At 31.7% G+C, this 19529-nt stretch carries 13 protein-coding genes; 10 read left to right on the top strand and 3 right to left on the bottom strand.

All coding sequences use genetic code 11. The features are described 5' to 3' along the window. Positions 1–81 precede the first annotated feature (81 nt). From DAD81_RS10930 to DAD81_RS10915, 4 genes are read left to right on the top strand one after another with little or no spacing between them, the layout of a single operon-like run. A complete protein-coding gene (locus DAD81_RS10930) occupies positions 82–1368 on the top strand; it encodes a sulfatase-like hydrolase/transferase (protein ID WP_111708291.1) in 1287 nt (428 codons plus the stop codon). 1 nt (position 1369) lies between these two features. Next, positions 1370–3328, top strand: coding sequence for an SGNH/GDSL hydrolase family protein (locus tag DAD81_RS10925; RefSeq protein ID WP_111708290.1), 1959 nt, complete (start codon positions 1370–1372; stop codon positions 3326–3328). A 5-nt stretch (positions 3329–3333) separates the two neighbouring features. Beyond that, entirely contained in the window at positions 3334–4701 is a 1368-nt protein-coding gene (locus DAD81_RS10920; protein ID WP_111708289.1) for a glycoside hydrolase family 28 protein, read from the top strand. A gap of 49 nt (positions 4702–4750) precedes the next feature. After that, entirely contained in the window at positions 4751–5944 is a 1194-nt protein-coding gene (locus DAD81_RS10915; RefSeq protein WP_111708288.1) for a hypothetical protein, read from the top strand. A gap of 3 nt (positions 5945–5947) precedes the next feature. On the opposite strand, the gene DAD81_RS10910 is transcribed toward DAD81_RS10915, so the two are convergent. Beyond that, the gene (locus DAD81_RS10910; protein ID WP_218939698.1) at positions 5948–6214 is read right to left on the bottom strand and encodes a substrate-binding domain-containing protein; all 267 of its coding nucleotides are present in this window, start codon (positions 6212–6214) and stop codon (positions 5948–5950) included. Between the two features lie 16 nt (positions 6215–6230). Further along, positions 6231–7109, bottom strand: a complete 879-nt coding sequence (locus DAD81_RS10905) for an AraC family transcriptional regulator (protein ID WP_111708287.1) — start codon at positions 7107–7109, stop codon at positions 6231–6233. Between the two features lie 157 nt (positions 7110–7266). Between DAD81_RS10905 and DAD81_RS10900 the strand changes: the two genes are divergently transcribed. Together DAD81_RS10900 and DAD81_RS10895 are read left to right on the top strand one after the other, a co-directional pair. Further along, complete coding sequence (locus tag DAD81_RS10900) at positions 7267–9621, top strand: glycoside hydrolase family 3 N-terminal domain-containing protein (RefSeq protein ID WP_111708286.1); 2355 nt, start codon at positions 7267–7269, stop codon at positions 9619–9621. Positions 9622–9679: 58 nt separating this feature from the next. After that, positions 9680–10867: an alpha-amylase family protein gene (locus DAD81_RS10895; protein ID WP_111708285.1), complete on the top strand. Its 1188-nt coding sequence runs from the start codon at positions 9680–9682 to the stop codon at positions 10865–10867. A gap of 71 nt (positions 10868–10938) precedes the next feature. Here DAD81_RS10895 and DAD81_RS10890 read toward each other — a convergent pair whose 3' ends face one another. Further along, positions 10939–11955, bottom strand: a complete 1017-nt coding sequence (locus DAD81_RS10890; protein WP_111708284.1) for a LacI family DNA-binding transcriptional regulator — start codon at positions 11953–11955, stop codon at positions 10939–10941. A 166-nt stretch (positions 11956–12121) separates the two neighbouring features. Here DAD81_RS10890 and DAD81_RS10885 point away from each other — a divergent pair, with 166 nt between their 5' ends. From DAD81_RS10885 to DAD81_RS10870, 4 genes are read left to right on the top strand one after another with little or no spacing between them, the layout of a single operon-like run. After that, the gene (locus DAD81_RS10885) at positions 12122–13786 is read left to right on the top strand and encodes a sodium:solute symporter family protein (protein WP_111708283.1); all 1665 of its coding nucleotides are present in this window, start codon (positions 12122–12124) and stop codon (positions 13784–13786) included. Next, positions 13776–16049, top strand: coding sequence for an FAD-dependent oxidoreductase (locus tag DAD81_RS10880; RefSeq protein ID WP_111708282.1), 2274 nt, complete (start codon positions 13776–13778; stop codon positions 16047–16049). The genes DAD81_RS10885 and DAD81_RS10880 overlap by 11 nt, the downstream gene beginning before the upstream one ends. A gap of 22 nt (positions 16050–16071) precedes the next feature. Continuing rightward, positions 16072–17211: a glycoside hydrolase family protein gene (locus DAD81_RS10875; RefSeq protein WP_157961117.1), complete on the top strand. Its 1140-nt coding sequence runs from the start codon at positions 16072–16074 to the stop codon at positions 17209–17211. Between the two features lie 20 nt (positions 17212–17231). Further along, entirely contained in the window at positions 17232–19517 is a 2286-nt protein-coding gene (locus tag DAD81_RS10870) for a glycoside hydrolase family 2 protein (RefSeq protein WP_111708280.1), read from the top strand. Positions 19518–19529 lie beyond the last annotated feature (12 nt).

The following is a 19529-nucleotide window of genomic DNA, read 5'->3' as shown; positions in this document are numbered from 1 at the left end:
TTCAGAATCTCATTATAATGATTACTAGATTGATGAGAACCTGAACCAAGTTCAGGTTGCCAAAAACTAATTTTTCAAACAATGAAAAAACTACTATTTATAGTACTACAAATTTGTTTGGGTGTTTATATGAACGCTCAAACAAATATTGTTTTTATAGAATCCGATGATCAAAGCAATCAAGCAGTTGGTGCTTATGGAAATCCAGCAATGGTAACTCCAAATATTGATGCGTTGGCAAAAGAAGGAGTTTCATTTACGGCAGCTTACAATATGGGCTGTTGGTCTCCTGCGGTTTGTATTCCTAGTAGAACTATGTTGTTTTATGGGCAGCATATTTGGAAATCTCAAAAAATAACAAAAGACAATGCTCCAGTTGCATTTCCTGAAATTTTAAGAGAAAACGGTTATTCATCATTTATGACTGGTAAATGGCACGCTTGGGGGAAAAATCCAAAAGACATTTTTGATAAGTTAGGGAGTATTCAACCAGGTCAATTAAAAACATACAATACAACTGGCGGGCACGTAACAGACATTACAGGTAATGAAGCTGTTCAATATATAAATGAATATAAAAGTGAGAAGCCTTTCTTTATGTATGTTGCTTTTAATGCTCCGCACGTACCAAGACAAACTACTCAAAATTATTACGATTTATATCCTGCAAAAGATATGGTTTTACCGCCAAGTGTGGTAAATGGGAAACCATTGAATAAAAATGTGAAATATCAGTATACAAATGATCCTTTGAGTTCAAAAACAATGCAATCTAGAGTTCAGCAGAATAATGCAATGGTAACGCATATGGATGTTAGAGTGGGTGATATTATTAAGGCGTTGAAACAAAAAGGTGTTTACGATAATACCATTATTGTATTTATGTCTGATCACGGAATTAATTTTGGTGAAAATGGAGTTGCAGGAAAAGTTTGTTTGTACGAACCAAGTGTAACCGCTCCGTTAATAATAAAAGCTCCAAAAATTAAACCGAATACTAAAATTAAAGAACGTGTTTATTTACAAGATGTAAACCCTACATTATTTGATTTGTTAGGAATACAAGGACCTAAAAATATAGATTTTCAAAGTTTAACGCCATTAATTAATAAGAAATCGAAAGGTAGAGGATCTATTTATTTAGCAATGTTTGATGACCAAAGAGGTGTTGTTTCTAATAATAAAAAACTAATTGTTTATCCTAAAACGGGAGACGTAGAGTACTATAATTTAGAAAATGACCCTTGGGAAACTACTAATCTGGTAAATAAAAAATCTTCAGTTTCCGAAGTGAAAAAGTTAATTAGTGAATTAAAAGAATGGCAAGTAAAGGTTGGTGACACCGTTAAAATTTCTGAAAAATATTAAAATGAAAATAAGATTTAAAGTATTTATTGCAACAATTTTTTTACAATTTTTTGTAGTGAATATTTCAGCTCAAGAGTTAGTTCAATCAGATTGGAAAGGTTTTAAAAAAATAGATTTTAAAGTTGAAAACTGTGACGCAAGATTGGTAATTCCAAAAAAGGCATTAAATGGAAATCCTTGGGTTTGGAGAGCTCGTTTTCCAGAATATCATACAGTAATTGATAGTAGTTTAGTTGCCGAAGGATTTCATATTGCATATATAAATACTAATAATAGATTTGGAAGTCCAAATGCTGTTAAAATTTGGAATTCATTTTATTCTTTTTTAATGAAGAATTATCAGCTTCAGAAAAAAGTAGCTATTCATTGTCATAGCAGAGGTGGATTGTTTGCTTATAACTGGGCAAAAGTAAATCCAGAAAAAGTAGCTTGTATTTATGCAGATGCTATTGTTTGCGATTTTAAAAGTTGGCCCGCAGGATTAGGGTTAGGTGATGGAAGTAAAAATGAATGGCAACTTTTGAAGCAAGAGTATGGATTTCAATCTGATGAAGAAGCTAAAGCCTATTTAAATAATCCTATTGATAATTTAGATGCATTGGCGAAAAATAGAGTTCCTATTTTACATTCTATTAGTAATAATGATAAGGTTGTTCCTCCAAAAGAGAATTCGTTAAAACTGATTCAGAGATATATTGAGTTAGGTGCGCCAGCTTCTATTTTACCTTGTTCCAAGGGAAATCAAAAATTAAAAGGGCATCATTATGAAATTGATAATCCTCAAATGGTAATTGATTTTATTAAATATAATTCAATTCAAAAAGGGAAATTAAATTCATATAATTACCATATAAAAAGGAACGGTATTTCAAACAGCTATATTATGTTTGAAAGAGAGAAAGTAGGAAGAGTAGCTTTTTTAGGAGGTTCAATTACTTTTAATCCAGGTTGGAGAGATAGTATTTCAGCTTATTTAGTAAAACGATTTCCTGAAACCAAATTTGAATTTGTTGCGGCAGGAATTTCTTCAATGGGAAGTACTCCAGGCGCATTTAGATTACAAAGAGATGTTTTGTCTAAAGGAAAAATTGATTTGTTATTTGAAGAAGCAGCAGTGAACGATTCCACAAACGAAAGAACATCCGAAGAACAAATTAGAGGAATGGAAGGTATTGTGAGGCATTTAAGAAAAACGAATCCTGAAATGGATTTGGTTATGATGCATTTTGTGGATCCAGATAAAATGGAGGCTTACAGAAAAGGAGTTGAGCCAACCGTTATTACAAATCATAATTTAATTGCGGAACATTATGGGATTTCAACCATAAATTTAGCAAAAGAAGTAACTGATAGAATTGATAATGGAGAGTTTACTTGGGAACAAGATTTTAAGAATTTACATCCTTCATCATTTGGGCAAGGTATTTATGCGCATTCAATGATTCTGTTTTTAGAAAGTTCATATTCAAAACATTTGGATGCTGATGATAAGATTTTGTCATATGGTTTACCAAAAAGAATAAATGAGTTTTCATATGATAATGGAGAACTAGTTGATATTTCAACAGTGAAGTTATCAAAAGGGTGGTCTATTAATAATTCTTGGAACCCGAATGATAAAACTAGAACAAGATCAAATTATGTTGATGCGCCAATGTTAATTGGTAACAAAGTAGCAAAAATATTAAAATTTAAGTTTGAAGGGAGTACTGTTGGTATTGCAATTGCAGCAGGTAAAGATGCTGGAATTATTGAATACAGAATAGATAAAGGAGATTGGGAAACTCAAAATTTATTTACCAAATGGAGTGGGCAAGTTCATTTACCATGGTATTATACATTGGCTAGTAAATTGTCCAATAAAAAGCATACACTTGAATTAAAAATTTCAAAAAATAAAGATGCTAGAAGCGAAGGGAACGCTTGTAGAATAAGATACTTTTATATAAATAAAAACTAAACAAAATGAAAAAAATAATATTTCTATTGATAATAGGGTTTCAGTTGCAAGTATTTGCTACAGATTTTAACGTAATAGATTACGGAGCAAAAGCAGATGGAGTTACTAAAGATACAAAAGCTGTTCAAGCAGCAATTGATGCTTGTACTGAAAATGGAGGTGGGAAAGTTATAATTCCTGCAGGAAAAACGGTGATGATTGGTACAATTTATATGAAGGATTATGTAACACTTCATATTGAAAATGGAGCAGTTTTATTGGGGAGTCCAGACTATGAGGATTATACAACAGACACTCATAAAAACACCTATAAGAATGAACCTCATATGGACCGTTGTTTAATTTTTGCTAGTAATGCTAAATCATTTGCTTTTGAAGGTTATGGAACTATTGACGGGAATGGTTATATGAAAAATTTTACAAGAAAAAAGGGTGGTCGTCCAATGATGATGCGTTTTTTGAATTGTAGTAAAATTCATATGAATGATATTACGTTGATTAATCCAGCTGCTTGGACTTCGGCTTGGTTGTATTGTGATGAAATTGTTGTTGATGGAATTAAAATTCATAGTAGAGTTAATGGAAATGGAGACGGATTAGATTTTGATGGCTGTACAAATGTTCGTGTTTCAAACAGTTCTTTTGATACTAGTGATGATTCTATTTGTTTACAAACTTCAAGAGCAGATAAGCCTTGTAAAGATATTGTGGTAACAAATTGTGTGTTTACAAGTAAATGGGCGGCTATGCGAATTGGTTTAGCTTCTCGTGGCGATTTTGAATCTGTAACAGTTTCTAATTGTACGTTTCACGATATTCAAGATTCAGGATTAAAAATTCAAATGAATGAAGGTGCTGAAATGAAAAATATGTCGTTTACAAATTTAGTAATGAGAAACGTGCCGAGACCTGTATTTATGACTTTTTGTCAACAACGTGCAGGAGTAGATTCTCCGGTTGAAATGTTACCTATGAAAGCTATGCGCAGTTTTATTTTTAGCGATTTTATTGTTGATAATAAGGAGTTAGATAAAAATTCAGCATTTTTTCTAACTGGAATGCCTGATAATTATATTTCAGATATTCAGTTAAATAATATTCAGTTTACCGTTTCAGGAGGAGGAACAAAAGAAGATGCTTCAAAAGAAATTAAAGAATATACATTGGATGTACTTGGAGAATGGTGGCCAGAATTTTATTTGGTAAAAACATTGCCGGCAAGTGGTATTTATGCACGTCATATAAAAGGCTTGAGTATTAATAATGTTCATATAAATACAATTAAAGATGACTCAAGACCTCCATTGGTTTTTGATGATGTAGTTGATGGTTTTACGAGTAATATATTTTTAAATAGAAAACGGCTAAAATAGTTAGGTGTAAATTTAAAAACAAGGTATTTTTGTGTAAACAAAAAACACTATGAAAAAGATTATTACCCTTACCGTTTTGGTATTTACTTTATTTAATGGATTTTCCCAAGTTACATTTCAAAAAGGATACATTATTACTGATTCAAATGAAACAATTGAATGCTATATTAAAAATGTAGACTTTTTTAATATTCCTAAAGAGTTCATTTATAAAAAATCCTTGGATGGAGAAGAGCAAATAGGAAATGTTAAAAATATTAAAGAATTTGGTTTAAGTGATGAACTAAAATATATTAGTGCAGAGGTAAACATTGATAAAACTGTTTATAATATTGATGATTTAGATACATCAAGAAATGTTAAGTTTGAAAAAGACACCTTATTTTTAAAAGTATTAGTTGAAGGAGATGCTAATTTGTATTATTATGAGAATAATAACTTAATAAGGTTTTTTTATAAAATACCTAGTAGAAGTATAGAACAATTAGTGCATAAAATTTATAATTCAACAGTAGATGATGTTGAAATGCTTGCGCATAATTATGAATATAAACAACAACTTTTATTAAATTTAAAATGTTCTAAAATATCATTAGCAAAAGTTGAAAATTTACAATATAATAAAAGTCTAATAAATTTTTTTGATGATTATAATAAGTGTAAAAATCCAAGATATGTTAAATCCAAAAAGGCTGGAGCGTTTAATTTTACGCCTAAAATAGGTATAAAAAAGAATACGTTAAAATTTAAAGGACAAACATTAGATGCGGATTTATCTTATAAACTTGGAGCGGAGCTTGAATTTATATTTCCATTTAACAAGGGGAAATGGAGTCTGTTGTTTGAGCCATTGGTTCAAAGTTTTAAAGCTGAAAAAGATATTAAAGAACTAATTGGTGGTTATGAAAATCTTGTTACTTATCACAAAGCAGAAGTTGACTATTCCTCAGTTGAATTTTCCTTTGGAGTTAGGCACTATATGCAATTAAATGAGAAATCTAAATTATTTTTAAATTATTTATATGTATTTGATATTGTTGGTGATTCAAATTTAAAGTTCAAAAATATTACCTATGATTTTGAACATGTAGTTCATTCTGTTCTTGGAATAGGTTATAAATATAAGAATAAGTTTTCAGCCGAGGTTAGATATGGAGTTGCATCAAATCTTTTATGGAAGAAAGGACAGAACACTTTAGATTACAGTAATTTTTCTTTCTTATTAGGATATACTATCTTTTAAAGATTAAAGTTTATTTGATGTTTTATTATTCTGAGAGGATTCTCTAATATGAAGTTCACCATCTAACATTACAGTTTGCGGAGAATGGTTATTTCCAGCTTCAATTTGATCTAATAGTAATTTAGCAGCCTGCTTTCCAATTTCAAAAGTAGGCTGTTTTACAGAGGAAAGTGGAGGTTCAACAATACTTCCCATTTTAGATTCTGAAAAGCCTATAAAGGCAATGTCTTTTTTTGCTAATAAATTATATGAAATAGCAAAATAATTCACCCCATTATACTTTTTTTTAAAAATTATGAAATGTCCTCATATATTCAGAAGGCGTTGTTTTTTTATATTGTTTAAACTGTCTGTTAAAATAAGATAAACTCCCAAAACCTACTTCAAAACATATTTGAGTGAAATTTTTTTCGCCAGACTTTATTAAGGAACAACTTGCTTCAATTCGCAACTTATTTACAAATTTAACGAATGATTCATTTGTATGCTTTTTAAAATACCTAGAAAAAGAATTATCTGCCAAACCGACCAAAGTAGAAACTTCATTTACTGTAATTTCACGATGTAAATTTTCAATAATATAGTTGAATATTTTACTGAAACGCTGACTGTCTTTGCCTCCAGGGTTAATGTATATTAGTTTTTTAGAAAGTAATACAATATCTTTATCCTTGGAGCATTCATCCAATATATCAATAAAAGATGTAATCTTTTTTGCTCCACTTAAACTAACTATTTTCTTCATTTTTGGTAAAAGTTTAGCTTTGATTTTTTTACTAAATTTGATTCCGTACTTAGAATTGTTTAAAAGGTCTTTAATGTTTTTAAGTTCATTTAATTCAAAAAAATCTTTACCCAAACTATCTTTAGAGAATTGAATTACAATACAATCTGTTAGAAGGTTAGGGTTGTCATAATATTCTATATCACTTTTCCAAACATGCGGTAAATTACGCCCCATTAATACAAAATCGTTGGCTTCAAATTCCTCAATATTGTTTCCTGTAAATCTTTTTCCTTTTCCTTTAATAATATAAGTTAGTTCGTATTCAGGGTGATAATGATATGGATATTCTAAATAAGTGCAAACTAGTCTTTTAGTGGAGAATGCCCCTGTTTTATTTGGGAGAGCTTCAAATAATGGTTTAGTGAATATATCTGTCATTAAATTATGATTTAAACAAATTAAAGGTTAGAAATATACAAATATATGATAGAAATATTCAATTTTAAACTATAAAATATAGCTTATTTTGTGTAGTTCTAAATAAGGTTAACATAGTTAATAGCCTCTGAAATTGGAATAACTAAATATACATTATATGAAATTAAAAAATATTGTTTGGTCTTTATTGGGTATTGTTTTATTCTCTTGCAACTCTAAAATAAAGGATACTCAACTTACTTATAATAAAGATCGGATAAGTGCTATTCTATTGAATATGTCAGATGAAGAGAAAATAGCCCAATTACAAGGAATTTGGCTTAAAGATTTGTTAGATGGTAGAGAATTGTCATTAGATTCATGTAGGAAGAAGATACCAAACGGTATTGGTCATTTTGGGCAATTTGCTGGCTCAACTGATTTAAACCCGATTGAAATTAGAAAAGTAGTTAATGAAATTCAATTGTATCTATTAAATGAAACACCAAGTGGAATTCCAGCATTATTTAGTGATGAAGCTATTTGTGGTTTTTCAGCGAAAGGGGCAACAACATTGCCACAACAGATAGGGATGGGATGTACTTGGAATACTAAACTTTTAAAAGAAAATACAGCCATGTCTGCAAAGTTAATGCGAAAAGTTGGAGCGACGCAGGTATTATCTCCTATGCTGGATATTTGTAGAAACTCGCATTGGGGAAGAATTGAAGAAAGCTTTGGAGAAGAACCTTATTTAACAGCTACAATGGGATTAGCCTTTGTGGAGGGGTTACAAGGAGATAATTTAAAAACAGGAGTTGCTGCTACTATTAAACATTTTGCTGGATATGGAGGCGGAACAGACAATGAAAAAACATTGCATGAAGAGGTATTACTTCCTCATGAAGCTACAGTTCGTTTTGGGAACGCTCAAAGTGTAATGGCTGGTTATCATGCTATTAATGGTGTTCCTTGTACTGCTAATAAGATGTTGCTAACTGATATTCTAAGAGATAAATACGGGTTTGAAGGAATGGTTGTTTCTGATTTTTGGTCTGTACAACAAGTTTGGTCTAAGTATAAATTTGCCTCTTCAGAAAAAGAAGCAGGGATAAAAAGTTTAAAGGCAGGTTGTGATGTAGAGTTGCCTTTCGGAATGAGTTTTCCTTATTTTAAAGAAGCACTTGCAGAAGGAAGTTTAACCCAGGAAGACCTTAATATTGCAGTGAAGCGCGTTTTGGTATTAAAAGATCGTTTGGGTTTATTGGATTATGAAGAACTTAATTTAGATGAGCCAATTAATCTAGACCCACCTGAAAACAGGGTTAGAGCACATAAAGCAGCTACAGAATCTATTGTGTTACTAAAAAATAATGGTGTTTTACCTATAAGTAAAGAAGTTAAAAAAATAGCTTTAGTTGGGCCAAATGCTGATGCTGTAGAATCTTTGTTAGGTGATTATTCTTATCAATCATTAGCCGCATATTGGTGGGAGTATCCTATAGATAAGGAAAGCCCTAAGTTGATAACCTTATACGATGGACTAAAGACAAAACTTTCAAAAGATGTTAAGCTAACCTATGAAAGAGGCTGTGATTGGACAAAATCATTACGTGATGAAATTGATGAGCTTAGTGATATTGGAGATGAACGCTCCAAAAATGTAAAATACATTAGTGCTAAAAATAGACTTGCACCCAATAGCTCTGAGGCTATAAAAATAGCAAAGGATAGCGATATAATTATTGCGGCAATGGGAGAACAGTTGTATTTAGTTGGAGAAAACCGTGACAGAAAGGATATTAGACTACCTGGTGAACAAGAAGCATTTGTCAAAAAATTAATTGAAACAGGTAAACCAGTTATTCTTGTTATTTTTGGAGGGCGACCTCAAATAATTACAGATATAGAAGAAGGGTGTCACGCCATTCTACAGGCTTGGTTCCCGGGAGAAGAAGGAGGGAATGCAGTTGCAGATATTTTATTAGGTAATGAAATTCCTTCAGGAAAACTAACTGTCACTTACCCCAGAAACAATCAGCAAGCTCCAATTGTTTACAGTCAAGGCTACGAAGCGAATGATATGCCAATGTATCCTTTTGGCTATGGGTTAAGCTTTACAACATTTGACTATAATAATTTAACAATGCCGAAAGAGGCTAATATTCAAGATAAAAGAATTGAAATCTCGTTTGAAATTTCAAATACGGGTGATTTTGAAGGCTCAGAAATTGCACAATTGTATGTGTCACCACCAAAAGAAAATAAAGGTTTAGAGCCAATTGAACTAAAAGGTTTTATTAAAACTAATATACTAAAGGGACAGAATAAAAAAGTAACTATTTCCGTTTCTCCCGAACAACTAGCTTATTATAATCAGGGAAAATGGGAAATTGATCCAGGTGTTTATGAGTTTAAAGTTGGAGCATCAAGTCTTGACATTCGTCTAAGCGGAGAAGTAAATATTAAAGGAGAAAAAACAGTTTTTAATCAACGTAGTGTTCTATTTTCAGAAAACAGAATTGAGGAATAAGGAAAGTTATATAAAACTTAAACATTAGGTTAAAAATACTTAATATTATAAAAATAAAATGGAAAGACAAAAAGTTAGAATAAAAGTAAAATGGGGGGTTATTATTATGATTGTACTAACTTTTACCAGTAGTTGTTCAAATAAGAAAAAGGACAATAGAAATGATTTACCAACTCTTACATTTAGTTCTTCAAACAGTGAAAATAACAATGATATAATAAAAGCATATTGTATTGATTATAATTGGAATTTCAAAGGTGACGGAGCACATGGTTTTGCCATACCTGGATTATGGGCCGATGCTAACCCTGAAGAGCATGTTAAGTGGTATAAAGATCTTGGATGTAATACCATACAAACGTTTGCGGTTTCGAGCAATGGTTACGCTTGGTATAAGAATGGTGTTGTACCTGAACAACCTGGGCTTAAATACGATTTTTTAACAGAAATGGTTAAGCTTGGACGAAAAAATGACATGAAAGTGTTCGGATATTTTTGTATTGGGGCGAATAATCGTTGGGAGGAACTCCATCCTGATCAATGCTACCAAACCTGGGGTATACAAATACCGTTTACAACAGAATACCTTGATTATTTGTGTGCGTCAATTAAAGATGCCATAATTAAAACAGACATGGATGGTTTTATGATCGATTGGTTGTACAATCCCGGAGGCGGTCACGATCCACTTCCTGCCTTAAGATGGTTGCCTTGCGAACAAATAATGTACAAAGAATTAATGGGTGAGGGTTTCCCTGGAAAACATAAAATGAATTTACCTCTTGAAATTGAATTCAGAAAAAAGTCAATTGATAGGGCTTGGGGAAGAATTAGGGATGCTGCTAAAAGCACAAAACCTAGCTGCCTTATTTGGTTGTCTGCCAATGAATTGAGAAGCAAAGAATATGTTGGGACAAAAGTATTACAAGAAGTTGATTGGATAATGAATGAGGCAGGAGATGTTTCCCGAACTGAATCGACTAGAAGTCTAATTGGTGATCATGCCAAAATAATGACCTGCTTGGCTTCCTGGAATCAGCAAGATCCTTTGGAAGTTGTTTCACATGCAAAAAAAACGGGAGTAGGACTGTATGGGTTTACAAAACCTGTAATTGGAAACATAATGAAACCAATTAATTACTACTTGTCTAAACCGGTTGATCAGTATAAAAACGATGAAAAAAACATTGCTGTTTTTGCTCGTGCTTTTAATGGCTTTCCTGATAATTATGTTAAAAAAGAATAAGATTTGATTATTTAAACTTATTAATAAAGCAACAATGTCTCCAAAATATATATGATTTAAGTATTAGGTTATTAAATCTTTTTCTGAGAGGATTCTCTAATATGAAGTTCACCATCTAACATTACAGTTTGCGGAGAATGGTTATTTCCAGCTTCAATTTGATCTAATAGTAATTTAGCAGCCTGCTTTCCAATTTCAAAAGTAGGCTGTTTTACAGAGGAAAGTGGAGGTTCAACAATACTTCCCATTTTAGATTCTGAAAAGCCTATAAAGGCAATGTCTTCTGGAACTTTATATCCATTATTCTTGAAAACATTCATAGCTCCAATTGCTAATTGATCGTTTGCAGCAAATATGGCATCTGGAATGGTATTGTTTTTAATCAATTTTTTTGCAATAATTTCTCCATCTTCCATAAAAAAACCAGAAGTAATTACTTGATGTGGCTCTACGGTTATTTTATGCTTTTTATGAGCGTCCATAAATCCTCTTCTTCTTTCTCTAGATAAAGTAAGGGTTTTAATTCCTTGAAAATGGTAAATATTTCGGTAGCCTTGTCTAATTAAATGTTCAGTAGCAAACATTGCCCATTTATAATCGTTAAAAAGCACTTTAGATGCTTTTATCTCTTTGTAAGTTCTGTTAAAAAAAATAATTGGAAATCCACTATTCACCAAATCTTGGTAATAATCTATATTGGCAGTCTCCGAAGATAAGGAAATTAATAACCCATCAACCATACTATTTTCTAACGATTGTACATTTTTTAACTCAGTAGTATAGCACTCGTTAGATTGTGTTATTAGAACTTGATATCCTTTTTCAAATAAAACGTCTTGAGCTCCCATAATAACTTCAGGAAAAAAACTATTTACAAATTCAGGTACTACAATACCAATATTAAAAGATCTTCTTTGTACTAAATTTTTCGCCATTCTATTTTGGCGGTACCCCATTTCTTTGGCAGTTTTTAAAACAACCTCTTTTGTTTTAGCATTTATATCCGATTTATCGTTAAATGCTCTTGAAACTGTTGAAACAGAGGTGTTTAGTTTTTTAGCAATGTCTTTTATAGTTATGTATTTCATTGAAAGGATATTGATAATAACAAATGTATGAATAAATGTCAAGTTTCGAGAACGTTCTCGAAAAAATAAACCCCCAACTATTACGTTTTCGATAGTTGTTTTTTGAATAAATTATATATAGAAGATTCCTAATGATTAAATTTACTTGAAAGAAAAATATACAATTATGAGTAGTATTGATATTGCGGTTATACTAATTTTTACACTGTTAGTATTTGTTTGCGGATTGAGTTTTGCAAAGTCAGGGAAAAATATGAAATCGTTTTTCGCAGCAGGTGGAGCATTACCTTGGTGGATGAGTGGTTTGTCATTATTTATGAGTTTTTTCTCAGCAGGAACTTTTGTGGTTTGGGGATCAATAGCATACAGTAGCGGTTGGGTTGCAGTAACAATTCAATGGACAATGTGTATTGCTGGTTTAATAATCGGTTTTGTAATTGCTCCAAAATGGCAAAAAACAAAAGCCTTAACGGCTGCAGAATTTATTACAGATAGATTAGGGTACAATACTCAAAAAATATACACTTATTTATTTTTACTGATATCTGTATTTACAACTGGTGCATTTTTATATCCAGTAGCTAAAATTGTGGAGGTTTCAACAGGAATTCCAATTTCAGCAAGTATAGTGTTTTTAGGTGTGTTAATATTAATATATACTGCCGTTGGCGGTTTATGGGCAGTAATTGTGACCGATGTGTTGCAATTTGTGGTATTAACCGCTGCAGTTTTAATTGTTGTTCCATTGTCTTTTGATAAAATAGGTGGGATTGACAATTTTATAGCTAAAGCACCAGACAACTTTTTTAACTTTACAAATACCGAATATTCCTGGGAGTTTATGGTAACTTTTGGGTTGTATAATTTATTCTTTATTGCAGGAAACTGGGCCTACATACAGCGTTATACAAGTGTTGCAACTCCTAGAGATGCAAAAAAAGTAGGTTGGTTATTTGGTGGATTGTATACAATTAGCCCGCTAATTTGGATGTTACCACCAATGATTTATAAAGTATTGAATCCAGATTTAGGTGGGTTAGCAGATGAAGGAGCATACCTTTTAATGTGTAAAGAAGTATTACCAATAGGAATGTTAGGCTTAATGTTAGGAGGAATGATCTTCGCTACTTCAAGTTCCGTAAATACAACCTTAAATATTTCTGCAGGTGTTTTGGCAAATGATGTTTATAAACATTTTTATCCTGAAACTAGCGGAGATAAATTAGTAAAGGTTGGTAGAATGGCAACTATTGGATTAGGTTTAATTACAATTGTTGTAGCCTTATTAGTGCCTTATATGGGTGGAATTGTAGAGGTAGTTATGAGTTTAGCGGCCATTACGGGTGGAGCTATGTTCTTACCGCCATTAGTTGCATTATTTTCAAAATACCAAACAGGTAAAAGTGTACTAGTAGTAACAATAGTTTCGCTGGTTATAAATTCATTTTTCAAGTTTGTAATGCCATCAATGTTCGAGTATAGTTTAAACAGAGCAATGGAAATGACGGCAGGTGTTGGAATTCCAATGTTATTATTATTCATTTTTGAAGTCTATTTAAGAACAAGAAAATCAGATACATCTCAATATGCTAGCTATTTAAAAATAGTTGATTCAAAAGCACCTCAAGATGCTAAAGAGTCTGAAGGAGGAAATAAAAAAGGAGGAAGAGTTATAGGAATTGGAGTTGCTTCAACAGGGTTATTGATTGTTATTATATCAATGCTTGAAGGGAATCCAACACTATTGGTTACTGGAATGGGAGCGTTAGTACTTATTTTGGGAAGCTATATTATTTTTAAAAATTCAAAAAAAGATATAAATGTTAGTTAAGGGTTTTAACAAAGAAGTAAGATCTAATAAGGTTGAAGAATTACAGAGTGAATTTGTAGTTATAGGTGGTGGTACAGCAGGAGTTTGTGCAGCAATTACCGCAGCAAGAAAAGGAACTAAAACTGTTTTAGTTCAAGATAGGCCAGTGCTTGGAGGTAATGCTTCTTCAGAAGTTAGATTGTGGATATTGGGAGCAACTTCACATATGGGAAACAACAACCGTTGGTCTCGTGAAGGTGGTGTAATGGATGAAATTTTAGTTGAAAACCTTTATAGAAATAAAGAAGGAAATGCTGTAATTTTTGATACTGTCTTATTGGAGAAAGTGTTGAATGAAAAAAACATCACACTTTTGTTAAATACAAGTGTTTATGATGTTTTAAAATCGGGTGATACTAAAATTGAATCAGTGAAGGCTTTCAACCCTCAAAATTCAACAGAATACGTTATAAATTCACCTTTATTTTGTGATGCATCGGGTGATGGAATTGTAGCTTTTAAAGCTGGAGCTTCTTTTAGAATGGGGGCAGAAAGCAAAGAAGAATTTGGAGAGTTATTTGCTCCAGATAAATCATATGGAGAATTATTGGGACACTCAATGTATTTTTATAGCAAGAATACAGATAAGCCAGTAAAGTTTGTGGCACCTGATTTTGCATTGAAAGACATAAAAAAAATTCCTCGTTATAAAGCTATTGGAAAAGACGATAAAGGTTGTCGTTTTTGGTGGTTTGAGTACGGAGGAGATGGAGATACCATTCACGATACAGAAGAAATAAAATATGAACTTTGGAAAGTAATTTACGGAGTTTGGGATTATATTAAAAATTCAGGAGAGTTTGAAGATGTGGATAATATGACCTTGGAATGGGTAGGAACTGTTCCTGGAAAACGTGAAAGTCGTCGTTTTGAAGGTTTGTATATGATGAAACAACAAGATGTTTTAGGTCAAACTAAATTTGATGATGCAATTGCTCACGGTGGTTGGGCAATTGATTTACACCCTGCGGAAGGAGTTTATAGTAAATTATCTGGTTGTACGCAATGGCACTCAAAAGGAGTATATCAAATTCCTTATCGTTCATTTGTAAGTAAAGATATTGATAACTTGTTTTTAGCAGGAAGAATTATAAGTGCTACACATGTTGCTTTTGGTTCTACAAGAGTTATGGCGACAACGGGATTGTGTGCTCAAGCCGTTGGTATGGCTGCAGCTATTTGTATTGAAAATAATGTGAATCCTGCGGAAATTTTAGATAACGGATTGCTTAAAACACTACAAAATGAATTGAATATAGTAGGGCAGAGTATTCCTAATATTCCAATTCAACAAGAAAGTAATTTAGTGAATGAGGCAACTGTTACAAGTTCTTCAAATTTGAAATTAAGTAAAATTCCATTTGATGGAAGTTGGACAAATTTAGGAACTTCTGCAGCACAATTATTACCTTTTAAAGCGAATGAAAGCTACAAGTTTAAGGTATTATTAAAAGCAGATGAAGATACTAAAATAGAAGTCCAATTAAGAACTTCAAAAAGGTCTAAAAACTATGCTCCTGAAATTATAATTGAAAAGCAAATCATCAATCTAAAAAAAGGAGAACAAGAAGTTGAGTTTGAATTTGTAGGTTCAGTAACTAAAAATCAATATGCTTTTGTGACATTTATGTCTAATAAAAAAGTGTACTTTAAAAATAGTACTAAGCGTTATTCAGGTGTTTTATCTGTTTTTAATGGAGTTAATAAAGCTGTTTCAAATAATGGAAAACAAACACCTCCTGATGGAATTGGTGTAGACACTTTTGAATTTTGGATTCCGCAGAGAAGACCTGAAGGGTTTAACATAGCAATGGAAATTTCTCCGGCTATTGAAGCTTTTGATAGCTCAAATATAGGAAATGGATATGTACGTCCTTGGGGAGCAGTAAATGCTTGGAGTGCAAGTTTGGAAGATGAAAAACCAAGTTTAAAAATTGAATGGGATTCGGAAAAAGAGCTTTCAGAAATTAAGTTGTTTTTAGATCCAGATTACGATCATCCGTTAGAATCTACTTTAATGGGACATCCGGAAGATGTTGCTCCATTTTGTTTGAGAAATTATACAATTAAAGATTTAAAAGGAACAGTATTAGGTCAAAAAGAAGGGAATTACCAAACAATAAACACTTGGAAATTTGATTCAAAAATAAAAGGAATTCTTATAGAAGTAGAACATCCATCAGAAAATGTTCCAGCATCTATTTTTGAAATTCTTTGTAAATAGTTTAAAATTTTAGAAAACTAATTTGAAGTTAAAAATCATCATACTAATACTATCAATTGTTTCATTAATATCTTGTAAAAAAGATAAGAATGAGCAGTTGAATATTGGTGCAATGGTAAAACCGGCTTTGGTTTCAAATACAATGATAGATCCCGATTATAATATTTGGGGAGCATCGGTAGTAAAAGGAGATGATAATAAATACCATATGTTTTATGCTAGATGGCCTAAAAAGTTAGGGCATATGGCTTGGGTAACTCATTCTGAAATTGCATATGCGGTTGCAGATAAACCTGAAGGACCCTATAATTTTGTAAATGTAGCTTTAGCTAAAAGAGATAAAAATTATTGGGATGGAACCACAACACATAATCCAACTGTTTTTATAAAAGATGGTAAATACTATTTGTATTATATGGGAACTACCAGCAATACCGAGGCCGTTCAACCAACTTCAATGAAAAACAAGGATTGGTGGATTTATAGAAATAATCAAAGAATTGGAGTTGCAGTTGCAGACAATCCAAATGGACCTTGGCAACGATTAGATAAACCAGTGTTGGATGTTAGCAAAGATCCAAAAGCATATGATGCTCTTATGACTTCCAATCCAGCAGTAAGTTTTACCGATGATGGTAAGATAATAATGCTGTATAAAGCAGTAGATAAAGGAGAAAGTTACAAACCAATTGATTTAAATTCAAACGATAGTTTTAAAATTTCAAAAGGAAAAAAAGTGCGTTTTATGGTTGCTTTCGCAGACAACCCTTTAGGACCTTTTACGAAAACCAATAAAGTGATTTTTGAAAACGAAGGTTCTGAAAATGTACATATGATGGCTGAAGATCCATATGTATGGTTTAAAAATAAAACATATTGGAGTATTGTTAGAGATGCTCATGGAGAATATACTGGAGATAAGGGTGCGTTAGCTTTAATGCAATCAGCAAATGGTATTGATTGGAAGGCATCTGAAAATTCGATGGTTTTGGGAAGTAGATTTTTGTTTGAAGATGGAACAAAAAGTGAAATTCAATTAGAGAGACCACAGTTGTTATTTGAAAATGGAAAACCAGTATTTTTGTTTGGAGCATTGGGAATTACGGAAAACGGAATTCATAGAGCACATGCATGTAATATTAGAATTCCATTAGAACAATAGATTTTAATTAAGAAGACATTATGAAACACCTATTTTATTTAATTTTTCTCGTAAGCTTATCAATTTCATGTAACAATGAAAAAATCCAACCAGATAATAATGAACAAATTTCCCTAAATGGAACTTGGCAATTTCTAGCTTCCAATAGTGTTTCTGAAAAAGAAATTTTGAATTCTAATTATAAATCTTGGAACACACTTGAAGTTCCTGGGAATTGGGATACTCAAAACGATTATACACATTATGTTGGTAAAGGATATTATCAGAAAAATATAAGCGTTCCTGAAAATTGGAAAGGAAGACAAGTTCGTGTAAAATTTGATGCTGTTTATGAAACTTCAAAAGTTTGGTTGAATGGGAAATTGTTAGGTACTCATAAAGGAGGTTATACACCTTTTGAGTTCAATATTACAAATCAAGTAAATTATGGATCTGAGAATTCTATAGTTGTAATGGCTGATAACACCTTTAAGCGTGGAGCTTGGTGGGCTTGGGGAGGAATTAGCAGAAATGTTTCACTATTTACAAATGAAGATGTTCGTTTAGTTTGGCAACATATTTCAGCAATTCCAAATTTTGAAAAAGGTATTGTAGATTTTAAAATTGAATACAAAATCGAAAATAATGGAGATACAGAATCTGAATTAGCTTTAGTTTCAACTATTGAAAATAACAACGGTGAAAATTGGTTGACTAAAAAGCATTCAATAAAAATAGCTGGTAAGAATATTACAAAAACAGAAATTACTTTTTCAGAAGAATTAAAGAATGTTGATTTATGGCATTTTGATCGTCCAAATCTATATAATTTAAAAACGGAAATATTAGATAATAATCAGTTAAAAGATATTGTTTTAGACAAATTCGGAATTCGAAAATTAGAAGTTAAAGGAGAACAATTGGTATTGAATAATGAACCAATTAGAGTAAATGGATTTAACAGAGTTCACGATCATAGGTTATTTGGAAATTCAGAACCTGATGAATTAATTCAGCAAGATATTTTAGATATTAAATCCCTTGGAGGAAATTTTTCAAGAATTATGCATTCGCCTGCTTCAAAAAGCTTGTTGAAATTTTGTGATAGCATCGGGTATCTGCTAATTGAAGAAATTCCGGTTTGGGGTAGAGGTGCTCCCAATGCTACTGCTAATAATCCAATAACAAAACAATGGCTTTCTGAAATGATTGAGAGAGATTACAATCACGCAAGTGTTGTTGGTTGGAGTGTTGGAAATGAAATAGGAAATTTAGATTGCGAATGGGAAGATATGACAATGACTCCAGATCAGTTTAAGTATGTAAATTCAATGTTCGACCACGTTATTAGCTTAGATAAAACACGCTTAAAAACATATGCTAGTTTTACGGCTTATTTACCAAAATCGGATATGTTAAATGAGCCTGTTGAAAAAGCAGATTTCATTTCAATCAATACCTATGGAGGTCATTTAAAAAAGGTGGTTGAAACTCATAAAAAGTTCCCTGGTAAGCCTATTTTCTTTTCAGAGATTGGAAAGGGTCAAATTGGTTCAGAATCTAATGATGTATTAGATGAAAAGTTATTGGATGAAATGAAACTGTTTAATGAATTGCCTTATGTAATAGGAACTGCTTTATGGACCTACAACGATTATAGAAGTAATTATAAAAACACACCAGCTTCAGAAAATAGAGCTTGGGGAGTTGTAGATGTTTGGAGAAACAAAAAGGCAGCTTTCAATCAGATTAGAAATGTATATGCGCCAATTGCTAAAATGCAATGTGAATTAACAGATTCAAAGGCTACAGTTATAATTACACCTCGTAATAAAGTAGATATTCCTTCTTTTGTTTTAAAGGATTATAAATTGAAGTGTGATTTTATAAACGAGAAAGGGGCTATTACAAATTCAGAAGAAATTAAGTTACCAATTATTAATCCAGGAGATAAAAATTTAGCGTTTGAATTCAAAAATGATAATGGAGCAGTTGGCGTAAAAGCGAGTTTAATTTCATCAATGAATATTGAGCTAAAAGCAGCTGAATTTCCAATTAAAAAAACAATAAAACTCGTTGATGAATCAGCTAAAGCAAAAATTGTTTTTCTGAAGAAGTACAGAGAGAATGTTACGGTAGGTTATAGAGTAAACGATACCGATTCTTTATTTACTTTTAAATACGGAGCTAATTCAAAAGAATTGACAAAAGAAATTTCAACGGGATTAAAAGGGAGTTTTAACATTCCTTGGAAATCAGAAAAACCATTTTTTATTCAAGTGAAATCGGATAAATTAGATTGGTCAGAAATTAAAGGGTTAAAATAAATAGTATCCAAT

The organism is Lutibacter citreus (assembly GCF_003260195.1).
GTDB lineage: Bacteria > Bacteroidota > Bacteroidia > Flavobacteriales > Flavobacteriaceae > Lutibacter > Lutibacter citreus.
Note: the sequence above shows the minus strand (reverse complement) of the source record. Positions and strands in the feature narration are given on the sequence as shown.